Origin of the sequence: Caballeronia sp. GACF4 (assembly GCF_023631025.1) — a bacterium.
Classification (GTDB): Bacteria; Pseudomonadota; Gammaproteobacteria; order Burkholderiales; family Burkholderiaceae; genus Caballeronia.
In genome coordinates, this window is record NZ_JALQDW010000004.1 from 437509 (window position 1) to 457840 (window position 20332).

General features: G+C 60.4%; 18 protein-coding genes and 1 pseudogene. 14 read left to right on the forward strand and 5 right to left on the reverse strand.

Annotation, left to right across the window (positions count from 1 at the left end; all coding sequences use genetic code 11):
- Positions 1 to 78 precede the first annotated feature (78 nt).
- Positions 79 to 585 carry an ankyrin repeat domain-containing protein gene (locus tag NCR40_RS05895; RefSeq protein WP_250509003.1) on the reverse strand — a complete coding sequence of 169 codons (507 nt, stop codon included), beginning with the start codon at positions 583 to 585 and terminating at the stop codon, positions 79 to 81.
- A 345-nt stretch (positions 586 to 930) separates the two neighbouring features.
- Between NCR40_RS05895 and NCR40_RS05900 the strand changes: the two genes are divergently transcribed.
- Positions 931 to 1566 carry a DUF938 domain-containing protein gene (locus tag NCR40_RS05900; protein ID WP_250508961.1) on the forward strand — a complete coding sequence of 212 codons (636 nt, stop codon included), beginning with the start codon at positions 931 to 933 and terminating at the stop codon, positions 1564 to 1566.
- Between the two features lies 1 nt (position 1567).
- Here the strand turns inward: NCR40_RS05900 and NCR40_RS05905 are convergent, their stop codons facing one another.
- Positions 1568 to 2503: a DMT family transporter gene (locus NCR40_RS05905; RefSeq protein WP_250508962.1), complete on the reverse strand. Its 936-nt coding sequence runs from the start codon at positions 2501 to 2503 to the stop codon at positions 1568 to 1570.
- A gap of 118 nt (positions 2504 to 2621) precedes the next feature.
- On the opposite strand from NCR40_RS05905, the gene NCR40_RS05910 reads away from it, so the two are divergent.
- The 5 genes from NCR40_RS05910 (at position 2622) to NCR40_RS05930 (ending at position 7599) form a co-directional block, all read left to right on the forward strand.
- Positions 2622 to 3542, forward strand: coding sequence for a LysR family transcriptional regulator (locus NCR40_RS05910; RefSeq protein WP_250508963.1), 921 nt, complete (start codon positions 2622 to 2624; stop codon positions 3540 to 3542).
- Between the two features lie 150 nt (positions 3543 to 3692).
- On the forward strand, positions 3693 to 4844 hold the full coding sequence (locus NCR40_RS05915) for a Rieske 2Fe-2S domain-containing protein (protein ID WP_244827826.1): 1152 nt from the start codon (positions 3693 to 3695) through the stop codon (positions 4842 to 4844).
- 70 nt (positions 4845 to 4914) lie between these two features.
- Positions 4915 to 5205 carry a hypothetical protein gene (locus tag NCR40_RS05920; RefSeq protein WP_244827827.1) on the forward strand — a complete coding sequence of 97 codons (291 nt, stop codon included), beginning with the start codon at positions 4915 to 4917 and terminating at the stop codon, positions 5203 to 5205.
- 569 nt (positions 5206 to 5774) lie between these two features.
- The gene (locus tag NCR40_RS05925) at positions 5775 to 7010 is read left to right on the forward strand and encodes a porin (RefSeq protein ID WP_244827828.1); all 1236 of its coding nucleotides are present in this window, start codon (positions 5775 to 5777) and stop codon (positions 7008 to 7010) included.
- Positions 7011 to 7236: 226 nt separating this feature from the next.
- The gene (locus tag NCR40_RS05930) at positions 7237 to 7599 is read left to right on the forward strand and encodes a hypothetical protein (protein ID WP_250464590.1); all 363 of its coding nucleotides are present in this window, start codon (positions 7237 to 7239) and stop codon (positions 7597 to 7599) included.
- Positions 7600 to 7646: 47 nt separating this feature from the next.
- On the opposite strand, the gene NCR40_RS05935 is transcribed toward NCR40_RS05930, so the two are convergent.
- Positions 7647 to 9260 (reverse strand): hypothetical protein, encoded by a 1614-nt coding sequence (locus NCR40_RS05935; RefSeq protein WP_250508964.1) that lies wholly within the window; start codon positions 9258 to 9260, stop codon positions 7647 to 7649.
- Positions 9261 to 9349: 89 nt separating this feature from the next.
- A complete protein-coding gene (locus NCR40_RS05940) occupies positions 9350 to 10393 on the reverse strand; it encodes a T6SS phospholipase effector Tle1-like catalytic domain-containing protein (protein WP_250508965.1) in 1044 nt (347 codons plus the stop codon).
- Positions 10394 to 10667: 274 nt separating this feature from the next.
- Between NCR40_RS05940 and NCR40_RS05945 the strand changes: the two genes are divergently transcribed.
- Together NCR40_RS05945 and NCR40_RS05950 are read left to right on the forward strand one after the other, a co-directional pair.
- On the forward strand, positions 10668 to 10889 hold the full coding sequence (locus tag NCR40_RS05945; protein WP_250492432.1) for a hypothetical protein: 222 nt from the start codon (positions 10668 to 10670) through the stop codon (positions 10887 to 10889).
- 345 nt (positions 10890 to 11234) lie between these two features.
- Complete coding sequence (locus NCR40_RS05950; protein WP_250464599.1) at positions 11235 to 12299, forward strand: hypothetical protein; 1065 nt, start codon at positions 11235 to 11237, stop codon at positions 12297 to 12299.
- A gap of 226 nt (positions 12300 to 12525) precedes the next feature.
- Here the strand turns inward: NCR40_RS05950 and NCR40_RS05955 are convergent, their stop codons facing one another.
- Positions 12526 to 12849 (reverse strand): DUF4148 domain-containing protein, encoded by a 324-nt coding sequence (locus tag NCR40_RS05955; protein WP_250508966.1) that lies wholly within the window; start codon positions 12847 to 12849, stop codon positions 12526 to 12528.
- Between the two features lie 298 nt (positions 12850 to 13147).
- Here NCR40_RS05955 and paaA point away from each other — a divergent pair, with 298 nt between their 5' ends.
- From paaA to NCR40_RS05985, 6 genes and pseudogenes are all read left to right on the forward strand, one after another.
- Positions 13148 to 14158 carry a 1,2-phenylacetyl-CoA epoxidase subunit PaaA gene (paaA, locus tag NCR40_RS05960; protein WP_250508967.1) on the forward strand — a complete coding sequence of 337 codons (1011 nt, stop codon included), beginning with the start codon at positions 13148 to 13150 and terminating at the stop codon, positions 14156 to 14158.
- 11 nt (positions 14159 to 14169) lie between these two features.
- Complete coding sequence (paaB, locus tag NCR40_RS05965) at positions 14170 to 14454, forward strand: 1,2-phenylacetyl-CoA epoxidase subunit PaaB (protein ID WP_250508968.1); 285 nt, start codon at positions 14170 to 14172, stop codon at positions 14452 to 14454.
- 9 nt (positions 14455 to 14463) lie between these two features.
- Entirely contained in the window at positions 14464 to 15276 is an 813-nt protein-coding gene (gene paaC, locus NCR40_RS05970; protein WP_250508969.1) for a 1,2-phenylacetyl-CoA epoxidase subunit PaaC, read from the forward strand.
- 35 nt (positions 15277 to 15311) lie between these two features.
- A pseudogene (gene paaD / locus NCR40_RS05975) lies at positions 15312 to 15812 on the forward strand (1,2-phenylacetyl-CoA epoxidase subunit PaaD); the annotation flags it as partial.
- A 29-nt stretch (positions 15813 to 15841) separates the two neighbouring features.
- Positions 15842 to 16930, forward strand: a complete 1089-nt coding sequence (gene paaE, locus NCR40_RS05980) for a 1,2-phenylacetyl-CoA epoxidase subunit PaaE (protein WP_250464608.1) — start codon at positions 15842 to 15844, stop codon at positions 16928 to 16930.
- Positions 16931 to 17127: 197 nt separating this feature from the next.
- Complete coding sequence (locus NCR40_RS05985) at positions 17128 to 20322, forward strand: efflux RND transporter permease subunit (RefSeq protein WP_250508971.1); 3195 nt, start codon at positions 17128 to 17130, stop codon at positions 20320 to 20322.
- The last annotated feature ends 10 nt before the right edge of the window (positions 20323 to 20332 follow it).

A 20332-nucleotide genomic window follows, 5' to 3' on the forward strand; every position in this document is an offset into this window, starting at 1 on the left:
CTCCGGTGCCATGCAAGAGGGCGGGTTCGTTACCGTGCATTCAGCGCGGGCCGTGCCAAGGGCGTGTCATGCGCGCCGTCACACATCGGACGGGCGTGTGTGCGTGCTCGCCGCCTGCGCAAGACGCGCGGCGGTGTCCGGCGCGCCCATTTTTTCGGCGGCGTCGCGTGCGGAGAAACCGCCCTTGTCGCGCGCATCCGGATTGGCTCCACGCGCGATCAGATATTCGACGATCTCCACGCGATTGAACATGGCCGCGATCATCAACGCCGTGCGTCCGTCAGGCGATGCGCCTTCGACATCGGCGCCATGTTCGAGCAGCGTCTCGATTACAGGCTTGTAGCCCTTGAAGGCCGCGCCCGCGATTGGCGACTGGCCGTTATCGTTGCGCAGGTTCGGGTCGGCCTTGTGTTGCAGCAGCACGCGCACGGCATCGGCGTGGCCGTGATAGCTCGCGAGCATGACGAGGCTGTCGCCCTTGTCGTTGCGCAGGTTCGGCGGCAGGCCCTTGGCAAGCAGCGCGTCGAGCATGGCGGCGTCGCCTTTGCGCGCGACTTCGAAGACTTCGGTCGCGAAGGCGATCATTTCGTCGTCCGGGCCGTCGGCGGGGCCATTTGCCGGCGAAGCGTGCTGCGGGGCGTTGCCCGAAGGCGTATCCCTGGTTGGGTCGTGCGGCATGGTCAGCTCCATGGTTTCGCGTTATCTGAATCGCGCTGCGGGCAACCGGCTGCTCATCGGGTAAGCTTGAGCGCCGCGCGGAAATCTTCCGGGAGCATACACGGGGTTGCGTGCGCGCTTCATAACTCCGGCGCGCGGCGGGCTTGGCAACGCTCGTGCGACGGGGCGGGCAGCAGGAATCGCGCCAACTCTTTAAGCGTGTGCCACCGAAGCCCTGACGCTCAACGAATCCAAACTCAACCGCGCTCTTCAATGACGACCACTTCCCCCGATGACGATGCCCGCGTGCGCCGCCGCGCTCCCGCCGCCGAACGCAATCGCGGTGCGATTCTATCGGTCTTGACGCGCGTGCTGCCGTCCGCTGGCGTCGTGCTGGAGATCGCGAGCGGCACCGGTCAGCATGCCGTGCATTGCGCGGCGGCTTTACCCGGCATCGTGTGGCAGCCAAGCGATGCGGATGCCGCCGCGCGCGCATCCATCGACGCGTGGCGCGAGCATGCGTGCCTCGCGAACCTGAACGCGGCGCTCGCGCTCGATGTGCGTGAGGACGACTGGCGCATCGGCGAGGACGCGGGAATCGCGGCGGTCGTGTGCATCAACATGATCCACATCGTGCCGTGGGAGGCCGCCGAGGCACTGTTTCGCGGCGCGTCGCGGCATATTCCGGCGGGGGGCGTACTTTACCTGTATGGGCCGTATCGGCGCAATGGCGCGCATACCGCTCCGAGCAACGAAGCGTTCGACACGGAGTTGCGCGCACGCGATCCGCGCTGGGGCGTGCGCAATCTGGAGGCGGTGGAGGCGTTGGGTAGATCGGTGGGCTTTGCGCTCGAGGAAGTCGTGCCGATGCCGGCGAACAACTTCAGTCTGGTGTTTCGGCGCGGTTAGATCAGGTCGATCGGTTTGCGAGGCCCGACCGCGCCGCGAACCATCCGCGCCAGGGCACTGTCGCCATCAACGAGGCGAGGACGATCAGGCCGCCGCCGATCCATCCCGTCGCCGATACATGCTCGCCCAGCCAGACGCTTGCGAAGAGCGCGCCGAACGCGGGTTCGCTGCCCATCAAAAGCGATACGCGCGTCGGACTGCTGCGGCCAATCGCATAGTTTTGCGCGAAGAACGCGAAGAGCGTGCACGCGATCACGAGATACATCACCGAGCCCCAGAACGCGCCGTGTCCCGCGAACGACGGCAAGGGCTGCCATTGCGACGGCACGAAGAAGAACGCCAGCAACGCACTGCCGCTCGCGACGACGCCCGCCTGCACCGCCGTCACGGTGAGCGCCGGAAGCGGCGAGGCGCGCATCACGCGCTTGGTCACGCACACCGAGAGCGCGCGCAGCACGGCGGCGACCAGAATTAGCGCATCGCCGGGATTGAAGCTGAACGCGCCATCGCCAGCTAGCAACCACGCACCGCCGAGCGACACCGCGACCGCGAGCCACTCGGTCGCGCCGGGTTTGCGACGCAGCATCGCCCATTCGACGAGCGGCGTCATCACCACGCACAGACTGATGAGAAACGCGGCGTTCGCGGCGCGCGTGAGCATCACGCCAAAGGTCTCCGCGAGGAAGATGGCGAGCAGCAAGAGGCCGCAAGTCAGCACACCCATGAGCGTTTTCAGGTCGACACGGCGCAAGTGGCGCAGGTTCACGCTCAACAGCACGAAGGTAATGCCGAACCGCAACGCGATGAGCGCCAGCACCGGATAAAACACGAGCGCGTTTTTGACGACGCCATAGCTGCTTCCCCAAACCATCGCCACCACGAAAAGCAGCAAATCGGAGACAGGAAGCAGGCGGCGAACAGGCGATGCGAGGGTCATGCGACGTCTCCGGTAAGTGCTGACTGGCAGTGCCCAGCAGCGAGCCGTCATTGTCGAATGATGCGTTCATCGCGATAATCGGGTCTGGACGCACAGATTAATTGTCGCGGATGCACAAATGAACCCTTCGGATCTTTTCGACTTGCTGCCGGACATGGCGGTATTCGCACGCGTGGTCGATGCCGGCAACTTCTCGATCGCGGCGCGGCAATTGGGCAGCACGCCATCGACGGTGAGCCGGCAAATCAAGCGGCTCGAAGACGCGCTCGCCACGCGCCTGCTCGAACGTTCGACGCGCAAGGTGCGCGTGACGGAATCGGGATATCAGGTGTATCGGCATTGCCGCGACATGGCGACGGCCGCGACCGGCGCGGTGGATGCCGCCGGGCAACTATCCGGAAAGCCACAGGGCAAGGTCTCGCTATCGGCGCCCACGGCATATGCGAAGTCGGTGATTCATCCGCTCGTGCCGGGCTTTCTCGCGGCTTATCCCGAAGTGGATTTGCAGCTCGTGTTCAGCGATCACGACATCGATCCGCTCGCGAGCGACGTCGATCTCGTCATTCGCGCCACCGACGATCCGCCGCAAGGTCTCGCGGCACGGCGCATCGGCCGCGTGCGATGGCTGCTGTGCGCGGCGCCTCGTTATCTTCAGACGCGCGGCGAGCCCGCGCATCCGCGTGATCTTGCGCGTCATGATTGCATTCCGCTCGGCGAGACCGTGGACGATCATCGCTGGCGGTTTGCGCGCGGCGGTGAGACGGCGACGGTCGCGGTGCACGGCCGGTACATTGCCAATCACGCGGGCGCGCGGCTCGACGCGGCTGAGAACGGCATGGGCATTGCGACTCTGCCGGAGTTCGCGGCGCGCGAAGCGCTCGCGAGCGGCCGCGTGCAAGCCGTGCTGGTCGATTGGGAGGTACAGGCGCGCGCGTATCGGGGACCGGTGTGGCTGCTTTATCCGCCCAATCGCTTTCTGCCGCCGAAGGCGCGCGCGCTGATCGATTATCTGCACGCCCATCTCGGCGAGTCAGACTGACCGAACCGGCTTGACATGGCCCACATTGACGAAACGCAGGCTGCACGCGCACCGAATCGGGCCGCGCCGTGTAGACTGCCAAAGGTCGTTCATCGCGCCGCGCATCATGCGTGGCGCTCAATCCGATCTCCTTTTCCGGAGGCGTCGTACATGCACGCAGCGTTGCCGCAGGGCGAACAGGAAGCCGGTTCGGTCGATACAACAACAAGAGCGCCGCGCGATCTGCGCCGCGTCGATATTCATCCGGATCACTGGTATCCGCTTGCATGGTCGCGCGAGGTCAAACGCGGCAAGACGCACGCCGTGAAGTTCGCGGGCGATCCCATCGTGCTCGTGCGCAGTGAGTCGGACAAAGTGTTCGCGCTGGAGGACCGCTGCGCGCATCGGCAAGTGCCGTTGTCGGCGGGTGTCGTGGATGGCGAATCCATCCGCTGTTGCTATCACGGCTGGACTTACGACTGCACCGGCCGTTGCACCGACATTCCGTATCTCGGCCGCGAACGCTTGCCCAACGGCGTGCGTTCCTATCCGTGCCGCGAGGAAGCGGGGCTCATCTTCGTCTTCACCGGCGACCCGGCCAAGGCCGACGACGCCAAGTTTCCCAACCTCGTCTCGGCGAGCGACAAAGCCTACAAGACACGCCGTTTCGGCAAGCCCGTGAAGTGCCATTACAGCTTCATGCATGAAAACCTGATGGATATGAACCATCAGTTTCTGCATCGGCGGCAAATGGGCAGCATGCGCGCGCGCTCGGTCGGACGACGTCGCGGCGACGACTGGATCGAAGTCGATTACACCTTCGCGCGCGAGGCGGGCAAGCAGCCTATCGGGGAGGCGCTCGTGTTCGGCCAGAAACGCGGCACCAAGGCCGACGATTCGCACAAGGACGTGATGACGATTCGCACCGAGTATCCGTACCAGACGCTCAAGATCCACACGAAGGACGAGACGATGGTAATGGACCTGTGGATCGCCTATGTCCCGCTCGATGCCGAACAGCGCACCAACCGCACCTTCGGCTTGCTGTCGATCCGCCGCCCGAAACTTCCCGGCGTGCTCGATGCCGCGTGGCCGTTGCTCGTGTGGTTCACCGAGCGCATCTTCAAGGAAGACCGGTGGATCGTCGAGCGCGAGCAGGAAGCGCATGACAGGCAGGGCGCGGATCACAACCACGAAGTGTTTCCGGTCATTCTCGAATTGCGCGCTTTGCTGACCGAGCATGGCGTGGCGCACCGCGCCGGTTATGGCGATGCCAAGCGCATCCATTTCATGCAGCCGGTGATGGACTTGCCGACGTCGTGATGCCACCGATTGCGGCGGCATCGCCACGGCGCTATACAAGAAGAAGGCCATTCGTCTGGAGGACCATCACATGAACGGCGACCCGACTGATCCGCGCAATCTGAACGATCCGCGCGCAACCGACCCGGCGGTTGGCGAAGCGCATCCTGGCGTCGAGCATTTCGATGCGGCGCTTTCACACGTCGATGAATCCGTCGCGGCAGGCAGGATGGCGGCCGGCGCGGCAAAGGGCATTCTTTACAGCATCATCGAGACGCTCGGCACGCTCGTCGGCGACCCGGATTTGCCTGCGCATGCGCGTTCGGGCTATGAAGGTTTGCTGGAAACAGCGCGCGAACTGCGCTCGAAAATCGACGACTGAGCCATCCGCGCGCAGTCTCATGAACCGCATGGTGACCATCCATGCGGCTTTCCCAACAATCGATTAGTGATTTACATATTTCCTTCGGCACCGTAACGGCTTTCGTCGGGCCGTAAGCCGTGATCAAACTCAGTCGCGCCGCGTGACTGGCACTGTGCAAATCCTTTCAGTCGTGTCTTCGGCCCAGGCCGAATCCTCGGGCACGCTTCCCTTCTCCGCGTATCAAATTTTCACATCGAGCCTTATCCAGTAGGGCTTTGAGGCGATCGCGCCGGCTTCGTCACAACCTTTCCCCGCTCTCGTCACATCTCGATATCCGTCCCGCAGTTGTCAGCTACCGGTCAGTTTCATGACCGGATGCCCAATATTTGCGCGCCAGAAAATACTGGTTAACCACACAGTGCAAAAAAAAGACACGAATCTGCCTGATTCTTTCGCATTGCATCCGTAAGCCATACACTTGCCAGCGATGAAATGTTACGAATTTATAAGGCGGTTCAGCGTTAAGCGGCATCCGTTACCGGCTCACTAAAGATCAGAAGATTTGCCATTCGCACACAGGAGAAGAAATGAAGGGTTTCCGCTTGACCAAGGCTGCCATCGTCGCCGCCACCGCCTTTGCCGCAGCAGTTCCGGCGTTCGCTCAAAGCAGCGTGACGCTTTACGGTATCGTCGATGACTCGATCGTCTACCAGAGCAGCCAGGGCGCACTTGGCTCCAACAGCGGCGGACGTTCGAACGTCAAGCTGGCATCGGGCATCTGGGCGGGTAGCCGCTTCGGCCTGAAGGGCGCCGAAGATCTCGGCGGCGGCAATAAGGCAATCTTCCAGTTGGAATCGGGCTTCAACATCAACAATGGCGGACAGCAATACGCCAACGCGATGTTCGGTCGCCAGGCTTGGGTCGGTCTCACGAACCCCACCTACGGTACGTTGACTCTCGGTCGCCAATACACGTCGTATTACACGCTGATGGCGCCGTATAGCCCGACGAACTGGCTGACCGGATACTTCGGCGCGCACCCGGGCGATCTGGACGAACTGGATACGATCTACCGCGCGAACAACTCGATCGTCTACACGTCGCCGAAACTCTTCGGCTTCACGGCAAGCGGCTCGTACTCGTTGGCTGGCACGCCGGATAGCGCCTATCGCGGATCGACGTGGTCGGGCGCCTTGCAGTACGCGCAAGGCCCGATCGGCGCGACGGTCGCGTTCACGCGTATCAACAACTCGACGATTGGCGGCGGCGTGTACGGCGCGGATTCGACGACCAACACGGGCGGCCAGTCGGGCATCTCGGCAGTCACGAACGGTTATCAGGGCGCGCAAGCTCAGAACCGCTTCGCGGTTGGCGGCGGCTACACGTTCAACAGCCAGTGGGATATTTCGGCGACGTACACGAACGTTCAGTACATCCCGGGTATCAACTCGAAGTTCACCGACACGGCGATCTTCAATACGGCTGGCACCGTGCTGCACTGGAAGGCAACGGCGGCATGGGACTTTGCCGCTGGCTACAGCTACACGTGGGCAAGCAAGGCGAACGGTATCGACGATGCAGCGTCCTACCATCAGTTCAACCTGAGCCAGTACTACTCGCTGTCCAAGCGCACGGGTCTGTATGCACTGGAAGCATTCCAGCGCGCCAACGGCCGCACGCTCGGCACGCCGACGTTCACCGCTGCGGGCGCGACGAATCGCCAGATCAACGCCACGGCTTCGATCGGCGACGGCTTCCAGAGCGCTCCGTCGACCTCGCGCAGCCAGTTCGCGGCAGGCGTGGGTATCATTCACCGCTTCTAAGCTTTCGGGCTGCGGAGCGGGTTGTACAAAGCTGCATGCAGAAAACCGGGCGCTTCGGCGTCCGGTTTTTTCGTTTACGTGGTCGATGCCGGGTTCATGTCGGGTTGCCGGGTTGCCATATTGCCGGGTTGCGGGCTTGCTGGCGCAGCCTTTGCTGCGAATGGTATTTCGCATGCAAACGTCGGCATTGAGTCTCGCTCAAGGGCCCGGTAACGGAGATACGGACATGACCACCAAAGACGAATCACTCGATGAACAGTTGTTTCGCCTCTTCGCCGTCGAACAGCGCGTACTGGCACAGAATGTCGACGGCAAGGTTATCGACATCGGTGCGATCGAATCCAAAGACGGCGAGTATTGCGCGAGTCTCGATGTAGGCGAGATTTCAGTGGAGCCCAAGCGCAGCCCGGAACTGGCGCTCAAGGCTTTGGTGGAAGAGCTGTCGTTCGATTATCTCGATGGACTGTTCACCAGCGAAGGCGAGACGGAAGTGAGCGGGCGGTTGCAGGATTATCCGAACGTGGAATTTGCGCTCGATGAACCGCTGCCGCGTGGTTTGACCGATGGAACGCCACCACAGGTGTTCTGATGAGCATTTGCATGCTGCATTCTTAATGCGGCATGCAGCATGCAAAATCACGCGTGCCCTCGCGGCGATTCACCACCTTCGACAGACCGGGCCGCGGCGCTGCCAGCCGAAATTCTGGTCTTACCGCCAGACAGCGTTCCAGAAGCATGCCCCCGGGCCGGCGGTGCGTCGCGCGGGGGAAACATCGCGCCGACGAGGCGATCGACGAAATAGAAGAACTTGTCCGACGCGTACCCCGCAATGAACGCCAGCGCAAGCGGCGATACGTCCTTGCCGCCCTCCAATAGCTTGCTGAAGAGTCCAATGGAAATGCCGACGATGATCGCGCTCGTCACATGTGCGCGATTCGCCACTTTCGAATGCTCGGGATGAAACGTGCTGGCAGACGACTCCGCGCTCAACTGCCGCAAGATCGCGGCGCACGCACCGAGCCATGCATACAGCACGGGCAGCAAGAAGCCGGTCACAGCACCCACAATGGAAAGAATGATGTCGTTTGCATACAGCGCCATCGCGCGGATGTCCTGATAGACGGCGATCTTCTGAAACCCTTGCTCGACAGCGTCGAGATCGGTCGGCGGATGCTCGTCCCAGGTCTGCGCGCGCGGTTTGGCCAGTAGCGGCAGTGTGATTTCGAGCACCTTCCGGGCGACGTCCGGATTGCATTGCCAGTCGCTGTCTACATTGCCGCCGGTGTATCGACGCGAATGCGAAGTGCGGTACGCGCTCTGAAAATTAAGCACGCTCTCTTGATCGTCGCAAGGCCGCTTATAAGGGCTGCGGATGACGCCGAGTCCAAGGCCGGTGGTCAACGCACTAATGCGGGACACGTCCGCGAAAAGCTGCCGGTTATTGGTCGCGAAGTTCTGCAGTTCCTCCTTGATCTGCAGAGCGGGCTGCGAGTTCTGCAGCGCGATGAGAGCGGCATCGTCCTTCTTTTTGACAGCCTCGGCGATAGCCACCGCATGCGCCTGCAACTGGTTGTGCAGTGTGAGCGCGGCCGCGTCGTTGCTCTTCACGACGTTGGCGATATCGCTCGAAATCTGATTGCCCACGAAGAGCAGGCACGACAACGACACCACCAGCACGGTGAGCGCAATCGCCGAGCGCGTATAGATGCGGATTGCACGACGCGCGCCTTCGCGTGCTTCGTTGCCGGCAGTCGCGGCGACGACAGGCGTCACCGCATGCGCGATACGGCTCATCGCGGCATAGAAGGCGCTCTCCGTTTCCGCGTTCCACGTGCGATTTTGCTGGGCGGCGCGTGCCCTCGACATGGCTTCGACATCGTGTTCATCGAGCGGTTTGCCGTTTTGTGCGCCATACGAGACCATGTCGCGGCAGTGATCGAGATCGGCGACGATGCTGCTGCCCGGATAATGCGACGCTGCCGCGATACGGCTCATCGCACCATAAAACGCACTGGCGGTAGCGCGGTTCCACACGCCGCGACCGAAGGCGCAGCGCGCGTTACGCACGGCGTCGACGTCGGCGTTGTCGAGGATCGTACCGGTTGCGGCAGCGCGCGAGATGAGTGCTTCGCATTTGGCAAGATTCTCGGCCGCGCGCGGCCCGGGATCGCCGTGCCCGGCTTCCGTATCGCTCGGCTCGATATCTTCGCGCTCGCCTGCGCGGAGTTGCGGTGTGGACGGTACGCTCATTACGGTCTCCCGTCGATCAAACCGAATAGGCGACAGCCCTGACGCTGGGATCGCCAATTGATCGGATTACTGATCGATCGACTGCTTGCTCATTGACCAACTGGCAGCCTGCGAAGCTGTGCGCAGAGTTGCGGATAGATGTCCAGAAAACCGGGCGTATCGAGCCGCTTGGAAAGGCTTGGATCGATCGTCTCGTTGAGCGCCGTACCTGCAACACGTGGTGCCTTTGCGCAAACATCCCTTAGCACGGCGCTTTTGCTAATGAACTCGGCGTATGAATCGATTGGTTCGCACGCGTAAGCGGCTAACGGAATATCGATTGGCTTGTCGAACACGAGGCCATGCGATGCCGCCTTCTCACGCAGCCATTCGGCGGGAATCAGCGGTAGCAGATCTTCGGGCGTGCGTGGTGGACTCAGGTAGCCGCCGCCGACATTGGCATGCGCGCCCATGAACCAGCGCTGCTCGAGCGGCAAGTTGCCACGATCCTCGGAACCTTGCGTCCACAACGTCGGCGCATAGAGCGAGCGATATTCGTTGGCCGCGATCGCGTGATACGCGGCCTTCGTCGTGTTGGACAGCGTCGTATCGTGGAACTTGTAGTAGCTCGAAAATCCCGGCACCGGCAATGTGCCGACTGGAATGCCCAGCTCGCCGACCGTATCCCAGACGCCAACGAATGCGATATCCACATCGCGCGAGAACTGCTTGCGATACGCGACGACTGCGTCATCCGTGGCGCTCGCATTCTGATCACGATAGATGCCGTATGCCTGATCGATCGAATCTTGTCCCGTGTCGGTGGCGAGCCCGCATTTGCGGATCAGCCCGGCAAGACTGCGCGCCGAATAGGCGCCGCGACTGAAGCCGAGAATGAAGATCGATGCGCCCGGTTTGTAGCGTTCGCAAAGCCACGCATAACCGGCCTTGATGTTTTCCGATAACCCGTCGCCGAACGCGCCGCCGAGGAACTTGCTGGCCAGCGCGAACAACCCGTTACCTTGTGTCCCGACGCCTTGAACGTAGAGCGTTTCCTGCTCGTCCGTCTCGGGTGCGAGCTTGTAGAGCAGATATGCGTTGGTGCGATCGTTGGGTTCGTTCCAGGTGCCGTCGAAAAAGATGGCGAGATTCATGATGAAGGGTCTCCTTACCAAGTCTCGATACGCTCTCATACGTTGTCAGCGGTCTGACAAAAGCGCCTTGAGTAAGGGATAGGAAATCGCGGGGCAAGCTGCAAGCATCGGATACGCGAAAACGGCGCGCGGGCATGGAGCGGCTGTATTTTGGCGGATACGAGGGGGACCCATGCATCTTGCGCACGGACGGATCGACATGAATGTGCCATCCTTGATCCACGGCCGATGCGATAGGGCGTGATCGGGCCGTCGACTATTGCGGGGGTGAATCATGAAGAAAACGTTTCTTGCCATGATCGGTTTTGCATGCGCTGCAACACTCGGTGCACCGGCATTCGCACGCGACGATGGTCCACGCTTCGCGCAGGACCATCTCGATCGGTTGGTCGCGCAGCATGCGGACGCGAATCGGCATATCCGCGGTGGGACGCATGGCGCGGCGGCATCGGGAACGGTGTCATCGCAAAGTTTTGGCAACGACGCTTCCAAGTGATCGCTCGCGGCTTTCGCGACGGCTTGTGTGCCGGCCGGGTGCAATAGGCACCAACATGTACGGCGCCCGAAGAGAGACGCTTTCGTGCAAGGCGAGAGCGGAGAGGCATTACGCATTGGGTCGACCGCATGCAAAATGCAAATCGTTAGGGCGCGCCTAACAGCAACATGAGACGCTCCGAAGGAAAGCCACGTTCGTGCGACGCGAAGATGGCGCAGGTTCCAGGCATCCGGTTCACCGCATTCAACATGCAATCGGTTGGCAAAGGTATGAATTTTGCGACAACCGCCCGAATGTTCCGCGGCGACATGCCGACGATCCTCCCCGTCAATTCCCCTGAGAGCCATGACACGGAAAGCCCTATCGATAGCTGTACTCTCTGCATCTTTTCTGGCGGCAGGCTGCGCGGGTATCGGCCCGAGCCGTCTAAAAGCCGATCAGGTCGACTATTCACGCGCACTCGGCGATGCCAAGAAGCGCGAAATTCTTGCCGCAATCGTCGGTTTGCGCTTCGCAGATTCGCCTTCATTCCTCACGGTGAGCAGCATCATTGCCGCCTACACGTTCGATACCACCGCTGGCGCCACGCTCAATGCGGGTTCTGGCAGCGTGCCGAACTACGCGGCAGCCACCGGAAGCGTGTCGTATTCGAACCATCCGACTTTCACCTTCACCCCTACCACGGGCGACGCCTACGCGAGCGCATACATCCGCCCGCTCGCACCCGCGCTCGTGATGCCGCTTGCCGAAAGCGGCATTCCGGTCGATCTGCTCTTGCGCATCACGGCGCAATCCATCGGCGGGTTACAGAACGGCACGGCGCTCGGCGGCCCGAATGGATCAGGCGCGCCTGAATTTTTCATGCTGATTCAAGCGCTGCGCCGTCTGCAACTGGCCGGCGAATTGAATATTGAATCACGTAATGGAAAGGATGGCGGCGTGTTCATCACGCTCGGCGCAACGCGCAGCGGCACTAACAAGCAGACCGTCGGCGATCTCACGCTCGTGCGCAAGCTGCTCAAGTTGTCCCCGAAGATGAAGACGTATGAACTCGTCTACGGCCAGGCGGCGGATCATGATCGCATTCCGATGGTCACGCGTTCCGTGCTTGGGATCCTGACCGATATCGGCGCGCAGATCACGGTGCCGGACGAGCAGGTGGGAACGGGAGCAACCAAGCCGACCATCGGGTTGATCGGCGGAGAGACGCGTCCGACCATCATCGTGCAAGTGGGCGAGAAGCCGCCGCAGGATGCGTATGTCAGCGTGCCCTACGACAAAACGAACTATTGGATCGACAGAAGGGACTTCGATTCGAAGTACGCATTTACCGTCGTGCAGAACCTGATGGCGCTAGCCGAAGTGACGGACACATCGAAAGCGCCGGTCGTGACGATCCCGGCCAACTGAGTTTGTGCGCGCGCTCGGCGTCTGCTCGTTATTGCTCTTCTAAAAGGCAGGTCGAGTGGCGCCGCCGCTATGAATGTCCTCGTGTCGCAATGTCGCGAAGCGCGAAATGAGATTGCCAGCACGGATAGGCCGGGTGCATTTGCCTTGGCTTTGCATTCTGCATCCAATGACGCGCCAAGCAACACAAGCAACACAAGCACACGCCAAGCGCAGACAACCCCAGCGCTTACTGCCCGAAAAACGTGCCGAACGCGCGAGGTTGAGTGCTCGCCGTGCGACCAGCTTGCGACGACCCAGCCGTGACCGAACCATAGTCATTCGACCGCGCTGACGCTTGCGCAACGGATTGCGTGCTCACACGCGCTTCGGCTGCCTGAATATTCGACGGATAGGTAGGATCGGCTGCGACCGGGTTGTAGCCGGCGTTCTCTAGTTGCGCGAGTTCGGCGCGAACCTGCGCGCGAGTAAGCGGCGCATCTGTTTGCGCGTAAGAAAGGGCGGGGACGGCAAAAGCAGCGGCGATGGCGATCGCAGAGAAGAACGGTTTCATGGATGTCGGCTCCGTGGTGGATAGGTCGTGCTCTTCGAATAGCTTTCGGGACAGCGTTTGCACGGAGTGTAGAGAGGGCTGAGTCGCGGATCATCTATCGATCCGTTGAAGGATCTTTCTAGGGATGGCAACAATCCATGGATGCGCTTGAATTAAAAATACCACTCACTGGCATACAAAATTAGGGTTTCACCTAGCCTATCGGCGTTCAAGACGTTAATCTTAAAATTAATCAACCGGACGGTCGGTTAATCGATATACTCGCTGCATCGCTTCTCAAAATAGAGCGGAGTCTCGCATGTACACGCAATCCCTCGATCTTCCGGGTCAGCCCGCGGTTTCGGACGCGACAGCCGAGGCTTCGTCGCAACAGCAACATTTCGATGCGGTGATGCAGGCGGATGGCAAGATCGAACCGCAAGACTGGATGCCCGAGGCGTATCGCAAGACGTTGGTGCGGCAGATATCTCAGCACGCGCACTCGGAGATCATCGGCATGCAGCCCGAGGGCAACTGGATCAGTCGTGCGCCTAGCCTGAAGCGCAAGGCGATCCTGCTCGCCAAGGTGCAGGACGAGGGCGGCCACGGCTTGTATCTCTACAGCGCGGCTGAAACGCTCGGCGTCTCGCGCGACCAACTTACCGACGCGCTGCATGCAGGCAAGGCCAAATATTCGAGCATCTTCAACTATCCGACGCCTACATGGGCCGACGTGGGCGTGATCGGCTGGCTCGTGGATGGCGCCGCGATCATGAATCAGATACCGCTGTGCCGCTGTACTTACGGCCCTTACGCGCGCGCGATGATCCGCATTTGCAAGGAAGAGTCGTTCCACCAACGGCAGGGCTTCGATGCCCTGCTCGCGATGATGAAAGGCACGCAAGCGCAGAAAGACCTCGTGCAGCAAGCCGTGAATCGCTGGTGGTGGCCCGTGCTGATGATGTTCGGACCGAGCGACAAGGATTCCATTCATAGCGGCCAGTCGTTCGCGTGGGGCATCAAGCGAATTTCGAACGACGACCTGCGGCAGAAGTTCGTCGATGCCACCGTCGAGCAAGCGAAGATTCTCGGCGTAACGTTGCCCGATCCCGATCTCAAATGGAACGAAGCGCGCGGTGCGCATGACTACGGCGAGATTGACTGGGACGAATTCTGGCGAGTGGTCAATGGTGACGGTCCGTGCAACAAGGAACGGCTTGCGACTCGCGTAAAGGCGAATGACGATGGCGCGTGGGTGCGCGAAGCGGCGCTCGCTTATGCCGACAAACAAGCGCGCAAAGCGCAGGATCAGCAGAAACAGGCCGCATGAAGGAGACGACGATGAGCAAGGAATGGCCGATCTGGGAAGTGTTCGTCCGTAGCAAGCAGGGTCTAGATCACAAGCATTGCGGCAGCCTGCATGCGCCCGACGCGGGCGCTGCGTTGAGAATGGCGCGCGATGTCTATACGCGGCGTCAGGAAGGCGTGAGCATCTGGGTGGTGCCATCATCGGCTATCACGGCATCGGCCCCGGCGGACAAGGGCGAATTGTTCGAACCCGCGATCGACAAGATATATCGGCATCCTACGTTCTTCGTGCTGCCGGACGAAATCAATCACATGTAAAGGCGGGACATGACGACGCTCATTCCGACGCGCGAACATCTCGCTTACGTCCTGCGCCTCGCCGACAACGCGTTGATCCTCGGTCAGCGAAACGCCGAATGGTGCAGCCACGGTCCCGCGCTCGAAGAAGACATCGCGCTCGCTAACATGAGTCTCGATCTCATCGGACAGGCGCGCTTGCTTTATTCGCATGCGGCAACGCTCGAAGCCGAGATGACCGGCACGCAGAAAACCGAAGACGACTACGCGTACTTTCGTGGCGAGCGTGAGTTCGCCAACTATACGATTGCCGAGCTGCCGCACTATGGACCGTTCGCGGGCACGGTGCGAACCGAGCGCGATTATGCAGTGACCATCGTGCGCAACTTCCTCTATTCGGCGTTGATGGCTGAACTATGGACGGCCTTGCAGGCATCGGCCGATGCGCAGCTTGCCGCCATTGCCGCGAAGTCGATCAAGGAAGTCCGTTACCACTTGCATCATGCACGCGACTGGCTCGTGCGCTTCGGCGACGGCACGGAGGAATCGCATCGACGCGCACAGGCTGCACTCGACTATTTGATGCCTTACACACGCGAGTTTTTTGCGATCGATGCAATCGAGCGCGCCGTTGCACAAGCAGGCATCGCGCCGCTTGCAAGCGATTTCGAAGCGGCATGGCGCGCACAACTGGACGACGCTTTAAACGAAGCCACACTCACCGCGCCCGCCGATGTAAAGCATGTCAGCACAGGCAAACTCGGCGAACACTCCGAGCATATGGGTTATCTGCTCGCGGAGATGCAAAGCCTCGCACGTCAGCACCCGGGCGCAAGCTGGTGAACACCATGCACGCCGATACTGTCTTGCAACACGTATGGTCCGTGCTCGAAGCCGTGCCGGACCCGGAGATCCCCGTCGTATCCATACGCGAACTGGGCATCTTGCGCGACGTGCGTCATGGCGCGGACGGCGTGCTCGAGGTCGTGATTACGCCGACTTACTCGGGATGTCCCGCCATGTCGCAGATCGCCGAGGACATCGCGTATGCAATCCATACCGCGAAGCTCGGGGCGCATCGCATTGAGACGGTGCTCGCGCCGGCATGGACCACCGACTGGATCACCGATGAAGCGCGCGACAAGCTACGACGTTATGGCATCGCGCCGCCGACGGGGCAACGTGGAACTGCTGCACCGAATCAGGAGCAACCGCTGCGTTTCGTGCCATATAAGCCTATGAAGCAGGAGACGGTCGCGTGTCCTCGTTGCGGTTCGACGCATACGGAAAAGCTCGCGCAATTCGGCTCGACGGCGTGCAAGGCGCTGTACCGATGCGTCGATTGCCGCGAGCCGTTCGATTACTTCAAGCCGTACTGATCCGTTTCTTTTTTATCGATTCGACGCTCATGGCCACTCCGCAATTCCATCCGCTGCGCATTCGCGAGGTTCGTCCTGAAACGGCCGACGCGGTCACCGTCTCGTTCGATGTACCGCCACTGCTGCGCGACGCGTTCCGCTTCACGCAAGGGCAGTTCGTGACCTTGAAGACGCATATCGACGGCGAAGAGACGCGCCGGTCCTATTCCATCTGCGTAGGTGTCACGGATTACGATCGCGATGGAGAATTGCGTATCGGCATCAAGCGCGTGCGCGGCGGGCGCTTTTCGAACTTCGCATTCGACACGCTGAAGCCCGGCCACGAGATCGAAGTCATGACGCCCGATGGCCGTTTCTTTACGCATCTGAATGCGGACCACGCCAAGCATTACGTGGCGTTTTCAGGTGGCTCGGGCATCACGCCAGTGCTCGCCATCGTCAAGACCACGCTCGATACGGAACCCACGAGCCGCTTCACGCTTGTGTACGGCAATCGCAGCGTGGATGCGATCATGTTTGCCGAAGAGCTCGAAGATCTCAAGAACCGTTATATGAGCCGCTTTTCGCTCTATCACGTGCTCTCGGACGACTTGCAGGATGTCGAGCTCTTCAACGGCGTGCTGGACGAAGCAAAGTGCCGCGCGTTCCTGCAAACGCTGCTGCCTCCGCAAGAAATCGATGAAGCCTTCATTTGCGGTCCTGGGCCGATGATGGATGCGGCTGAAGCCGCGCTCAAGAGTTCGGGCATCGCACAGAAACGGATCCATGTAGAGCGTTTCGGTACAGCCTTGCCGCAAGCGGGCGTTCCGGCCGTCGAAATTACCGACAACACGCCTGCGGCCGACCTTGAACTCGTCATCGACGGAAAACGGCGCAAACTGCGTTTGCCCTATGAAGGCGTGAGTGTGCTCGACATCGGACTCAAAGCGGGTTTGGCGCTGCCCTATGCGTGCAAAGGCGGCGTGTGCTGCACGTGCCGCGCAAAGGTGCTTGAGGGAGAGGTAAAGATGGACCGGAATTTCACGCTCGAACAACACGAGATCGATGACGGTTTCGTGCTGACGTGCCAGTGTCATCCGGTTAGCGAACGCATAGTCGTGAGCTTCGACGAACGCTAGACACTTCTTAGCGTGGCTTTAGAAAAACAATTCAGGAAATATCGGAAGAATTCTTTACGCATAAACCCTCGCAAGCGTTTGCACAAATTGTTTTGTAAGCTTTGTTTGTGTCATCGTACGGATGCTTTCAGCGCTTAGTTGGCGCTTAGCGAAAAGTATTCGAATAGCGAACATCAAACGGGGCAAGCGAAACTTCGATGTGGATCGTCAGACTCGCGCTTAAGCGCCCGTACACGTTCATTGTCCTGTCGCTGCTGCTGCTTATCATCGGCCCGCTCGTGATCATGCGCACGCCGACCGATATCTTTCCGAACATCGACATTCCGGTCGTTAGCGTAATCTGGTCGTACACGGGCTTGCCTCCCGATCAAATGGAGCGCCGCATCACGCTCAATTACGAACGTGGGCTTTCGGTGGCGGTCAACGATATCGAACATATCGAATCGGAATCGCTGCCAGGCATTGCGGTCATCCGCATATTTTTTCAGCCGAACGCAAACGTGGATGAAGCGATCGCGGAAATTACCGCGCTTTCGCAGACGCAGCTTCGTCAGTTGCCACAGGGCATCACGCCGCCGAACATCTTGCGCTTCAATGCGTCGACCGTGCCGATCTTGCGGCTTGCGTTGTCGTCGTCGGAACTCACCGAGCAGCAGCTCTACGACTTCGGCAATAGCTTTCTCAAGACGCAGCTTGCGACAGTGCAGGGTGCATCCGTGCCGTTGCCCTATGGCGGCAAGCAGCGGCAGATCATGGTCGATATCGACTCGCGCCGGCTGCAGGCAAAGAATCTCGCGCCCACCGATGTCGTGAATGCCATCAGCGCGCAAAACCTGATCTTGCCGACGGGCACGACCAAGATCGGACCGACCGAATATCAAGTGGGACTCAATGCGAGCCCGGATACGATCGAAGGTCTCAACGACATTCCGATCCGAACAGGGCCTGGCGGCACCATCTATATTCGCGACGTGGCGCACGTGCGCGATGGCTTTCAGCCGCAAACGAATATCGTGCGACTCGATGGCACGCGTGCGGCGCTTCTGACGATCAACAAGAGCGGCAATGCATCGACGCTCGATATCGTGTCGCGCGTGAAGAACCTGTTGCCGACGCTGCGTGGCATGGTGCCCGAATCTTTGAAGATAGAGCCGGTCGCCGACCAATCGCTGTTCGTGCGGGCATCGGTAGAGGGTGTGTTGCGCGAGGCCGTGATCGCGGCGGGTCTGACCGCGCTCATGGTGCTGCTGTTTTTAGGTAGCTGGCGCGCGACGCTTATCATCGCCATCTCCATTCCGTTGTCGATGCTCACGTCGATCGTCGCACTCTCGGCGATCGGGCAGACCATCAACATCATGACGCTCGGCGGACTGGCGCTCGCAGTCGGTATTCTCGTGGACGATGCGACCGTCGCTATCGAAAACATCAGCCAGAATCTCGAAGAAGGCAAGGAACTGGAGCAAGCGATTCTCGATGGCGCGCAACAAATTGCCGTGCCAACGCTCGTTTCCACGCTTTCCATCTGCATCGTTTTCATTCCGATGTTCCTGCTTACCGGCGTTGCGCACTACCTCTTCGTGCCGCTGGCCGAAGCAGTCGTTTTCGCCATGATTGCGTCGTACTTCTTCTCGCGCACGCTCGTTCCGACGCTTGCGAAGTATCTGTTGCGCAACCACGAACACATGGGTGGCGATGTCGAATCGATGAAGGGTTCGCGCAACCCCTTCGTGCGTATTCATCTCGGTTTCGAGAGGCGCTTCGAAGCGGTGCGCGGACGCTACCGCGCCTTTCTCGAAGCTCGGCTCGCGCATCCCGCGCGCTTCGCGTCGTTGTTCCTCATCTGCTGTCTGCTCTCGCTCGCCCTCGCACCGTTTCTTGGCCGTGACTTCTTTCCTTCCGTCGATTCGGGCGTGATCGCACTGCACTTGCGCACGAAAACCGGCACACGTATTGAGGAAACAGCGGCATTGACCGATCGTGTCGACAAGCGCATTCGCCAACTCATTCCGTCGCGCGAGGTGCATTCGATCATCGACAACATGGGCTTGCCGGTATCGGGCATCAATCTTTCGTATAGCAACACCGGCACCATCAGTTCCGCCGATGCCGACGTGCTCATTACGCTCAACGAAGATCACGCGCCCACCGACGACTATATCCGCCAACTCCGCAAGCGCCTGCCGCAGGAGTTCCCCGGCGTGGCGTTCTCGTTCCTACCCGCGGATATCGTGAGCCAGATTCTCAACTTCGGTGTGCCGGCGCCGCTCGATATTGCCATCACGGGCCGCGATGTGCGTGGCAATCGCGCCTTCGCCAATCACTTGCTCGAGAAGATTCGTCGCGTGCCGGGTCTCGTCGATGCACGCATTCAGCAGCCTTCCGATCTTCCATTCGTCAACGTTGAAGTAGATCGTACGAAGGCGCTTCAGGCAGGCTTTACGCAACGCGATGTCGCAAGCAATCTGCTCATCACGCTGTCGGGAAGTCAGCAGACGACGCCTACGTTCTGGCTCAATCCCGCGAATGGCGTGAGCTACAACGTTATTACGTCCGCGCCGCAATACGATATGAACTCGTTGCAATCAGTCGCGAATATTCCAGTGACATCGGCTAGCGGCAAGACGAATATTCTCGGCGCGCTTGCTTCATTGTCTCGCGGGTCGCGCGATGCCGTCGTGTATCACTACAACGCGCAGACCACCATCAATCTTTATGCAAGCACCGAGCGGCGCGATCTGGGCGCGGTGTCGGATGACGTTCAACGCATCATCGACGAAGCGCGCGGCCAATTGCCCAAAGGCTCGTCAATCGACATGCGTGGACAAGTCGAAACGATGAACGGGTCTTTCTCGGGCCTGGCGTTTGGATTGATTCTCGCCGTCGTGCTGGTGTATCTGCTTATCGTGGTCAATTTTCAGTCGTGGCTCGATCCGTTCATCATCATCACCGCGCTGCCGGGTGCGTTAGCGGGCATTGTCTGGATGCTCTTCCTCACGCATACGACGCTGTCCATTCCCGCATTGACCGGCGCGATCATGTGTATCGGCATCGCGACGGCCAACAGCATTCTCGTCGTGAGCTTTGCGCGTTCTGCATTGCAGGAACACGGCGATGCCATGCGCTCGGCGCTCGAAGCCGGCTACTCGCGTTTCAGGCCCGTGCTGATGACCGCACTCGCGATGATGATCGGCATGGTGCCCATGGCCATCGGTCTCGGCGAGGGCGGCGAACAGAATGCGCCGCTCGGCCGCGCGGTGATCGGCGGCCTGATGGTCGGCACCATCGCCACGCTCTTCTTCGTGCCCGTGGTGTTCTCGATGATCTATAAGCGTATCGAAGCGAAGCGCGGCGGCGCAAAGCACCTGGATGGCAAGCCGCAAGGCCAGTCGTGATGCCGATATA

What these genes read in the sequence shown, in the direction of transcription:
- NCR40_RS05895 (WP_250509003.1), bottom strand. Translation starts at nt 585, where the DNA reads ATGATCGCCTTCGCGACCGAAGTCTTCGAAGTCGCGCGCAAAGGCGAC.
- NCR40_RS05900 (WP_250508961.1), top strand. Translation starts at nt 931, where the DNA reads ATGACGACCACTTCCCCCGATGACGATGCCCGCGTGCGCCGCCGCGCT.
- NCR40_RS05905 (WP_250508962.1), bottom strand. Translation starts at nt 2,503, where the DNA reads ATGACCCTCGCATCGCCTGTTCGCCGCCTGCTTCCTGTCTCCGATTTG.
- NCR40_RS05910 (WP_250508963.1), top strand. Translation starts at nt 2,622, where the DNA reads ATGAACCCTTCGGATCTTTTCGACTTGCTGCCGGACATGGCGGTATTC.
- NCR40_RS05915 (WP_244827826.1), top strand. Translation starts at nt 3,693, where the DNA reads ATGCACGCAGCGTTGCCGCAGGGCGAACAGGAAGCCGGTTCGGTCGAT.
- NCR40_RS05920 (WP_244827827.1), top strand. Translation starts at nt 4,915, where the DNA reads ATGAACGGCGACCCGACTGATCCGCGCAATCTGAACGATCCGCGCGCA.
- NCR40_RS05925 (WP_244827828.1), top strand. Translation starts at nt 5,775, where the DNA reads ATGAAGGGTTTCCGCTTGACCAAGGCTGCCATCGTCGCCGCCACCGCC.
- NCR40_RS05930 (WP_250464590.1), top strand. Translation starts at nt 7,237, where the DNA reads ATGACCACCAAAGACGAATCACTCGATGAACAGTTGTTTCGCCTCTTC.
- NCR40_RS05935 (WP_250508964.1), bottom strand. Translation starts at nt 9,260, where the DNA reads ATGAGCGTACCGTCCACACCGCAACTCCGCGCAGGCGAGCGCGAAGAT.
- NCR40_RS05940 (WP_250508965.1), bottom strand. Translation starts at nt 10,393, where the DNA reads ATGAATCTCGCCATCTTTTTCGACGGCACCTGGAACGAACCCAACGAT.
- NCR40_RS05945 (WP_250492432.1), top strand. Translation starts at nt 10,668, where the DNA reads ATGAAGAAAACGTTTCTTGCCATGATCGGTTTTGCATGCGCTGCAACA.
- NCR40_RS05950 (WP_250464599.1), top strand. Translation starts at nt 11,235, where the DNA reads ATGACACGGAAAGCCCTATCGATAGCTGTACTCTCTGCATCTTTTCTG.
- NCR40_RS05955 (WP_250508966.1), bottom strand. Translation starts at nt 12,849, where the DNA reads ATGAAACCGTTCTTCTCTGCGATCGCCATCGCCGCTGCTTTTGCCGTC.
- paaA (WP_250508967.1), top strand. Translation starts at nt 13,148, where the DNA reads ATGTACACGCAATCCCTCGATCTTCCGGGTCAGCCCGCGGTTTCGGAC.
- paaB (WP_250508968.1), top strand. Translation starts at nt 14,170, where the DNA reads ATGAGCAAGGAATGGCCGATCTGGGAAGTGTTCGTCCGTAGCAAGCAG.
- paaC (WP_250508969.1), top strand. Translation starts at nt 14,464, where the DNA reads ATGACGACGCTCATTCCGACGCGCGAACATCTCGCTTACGTCCTGCGC.
- paaE (WP_250464608.1), top strand. Translation starts at nt 15,842, where the DNA reads ATGGCCACTCCGCAATTCCATCCGCTGCGCATTCGCGAGGTTCGTCCT.
- NCR40_RS05985 (WP_250508971.1), top strand. Translation starts at nt 17,128, where the DNA reads ATGTGGATCGTCAGACTCGCGCTTAAGCGCCCGTACACGTTCATTGTC.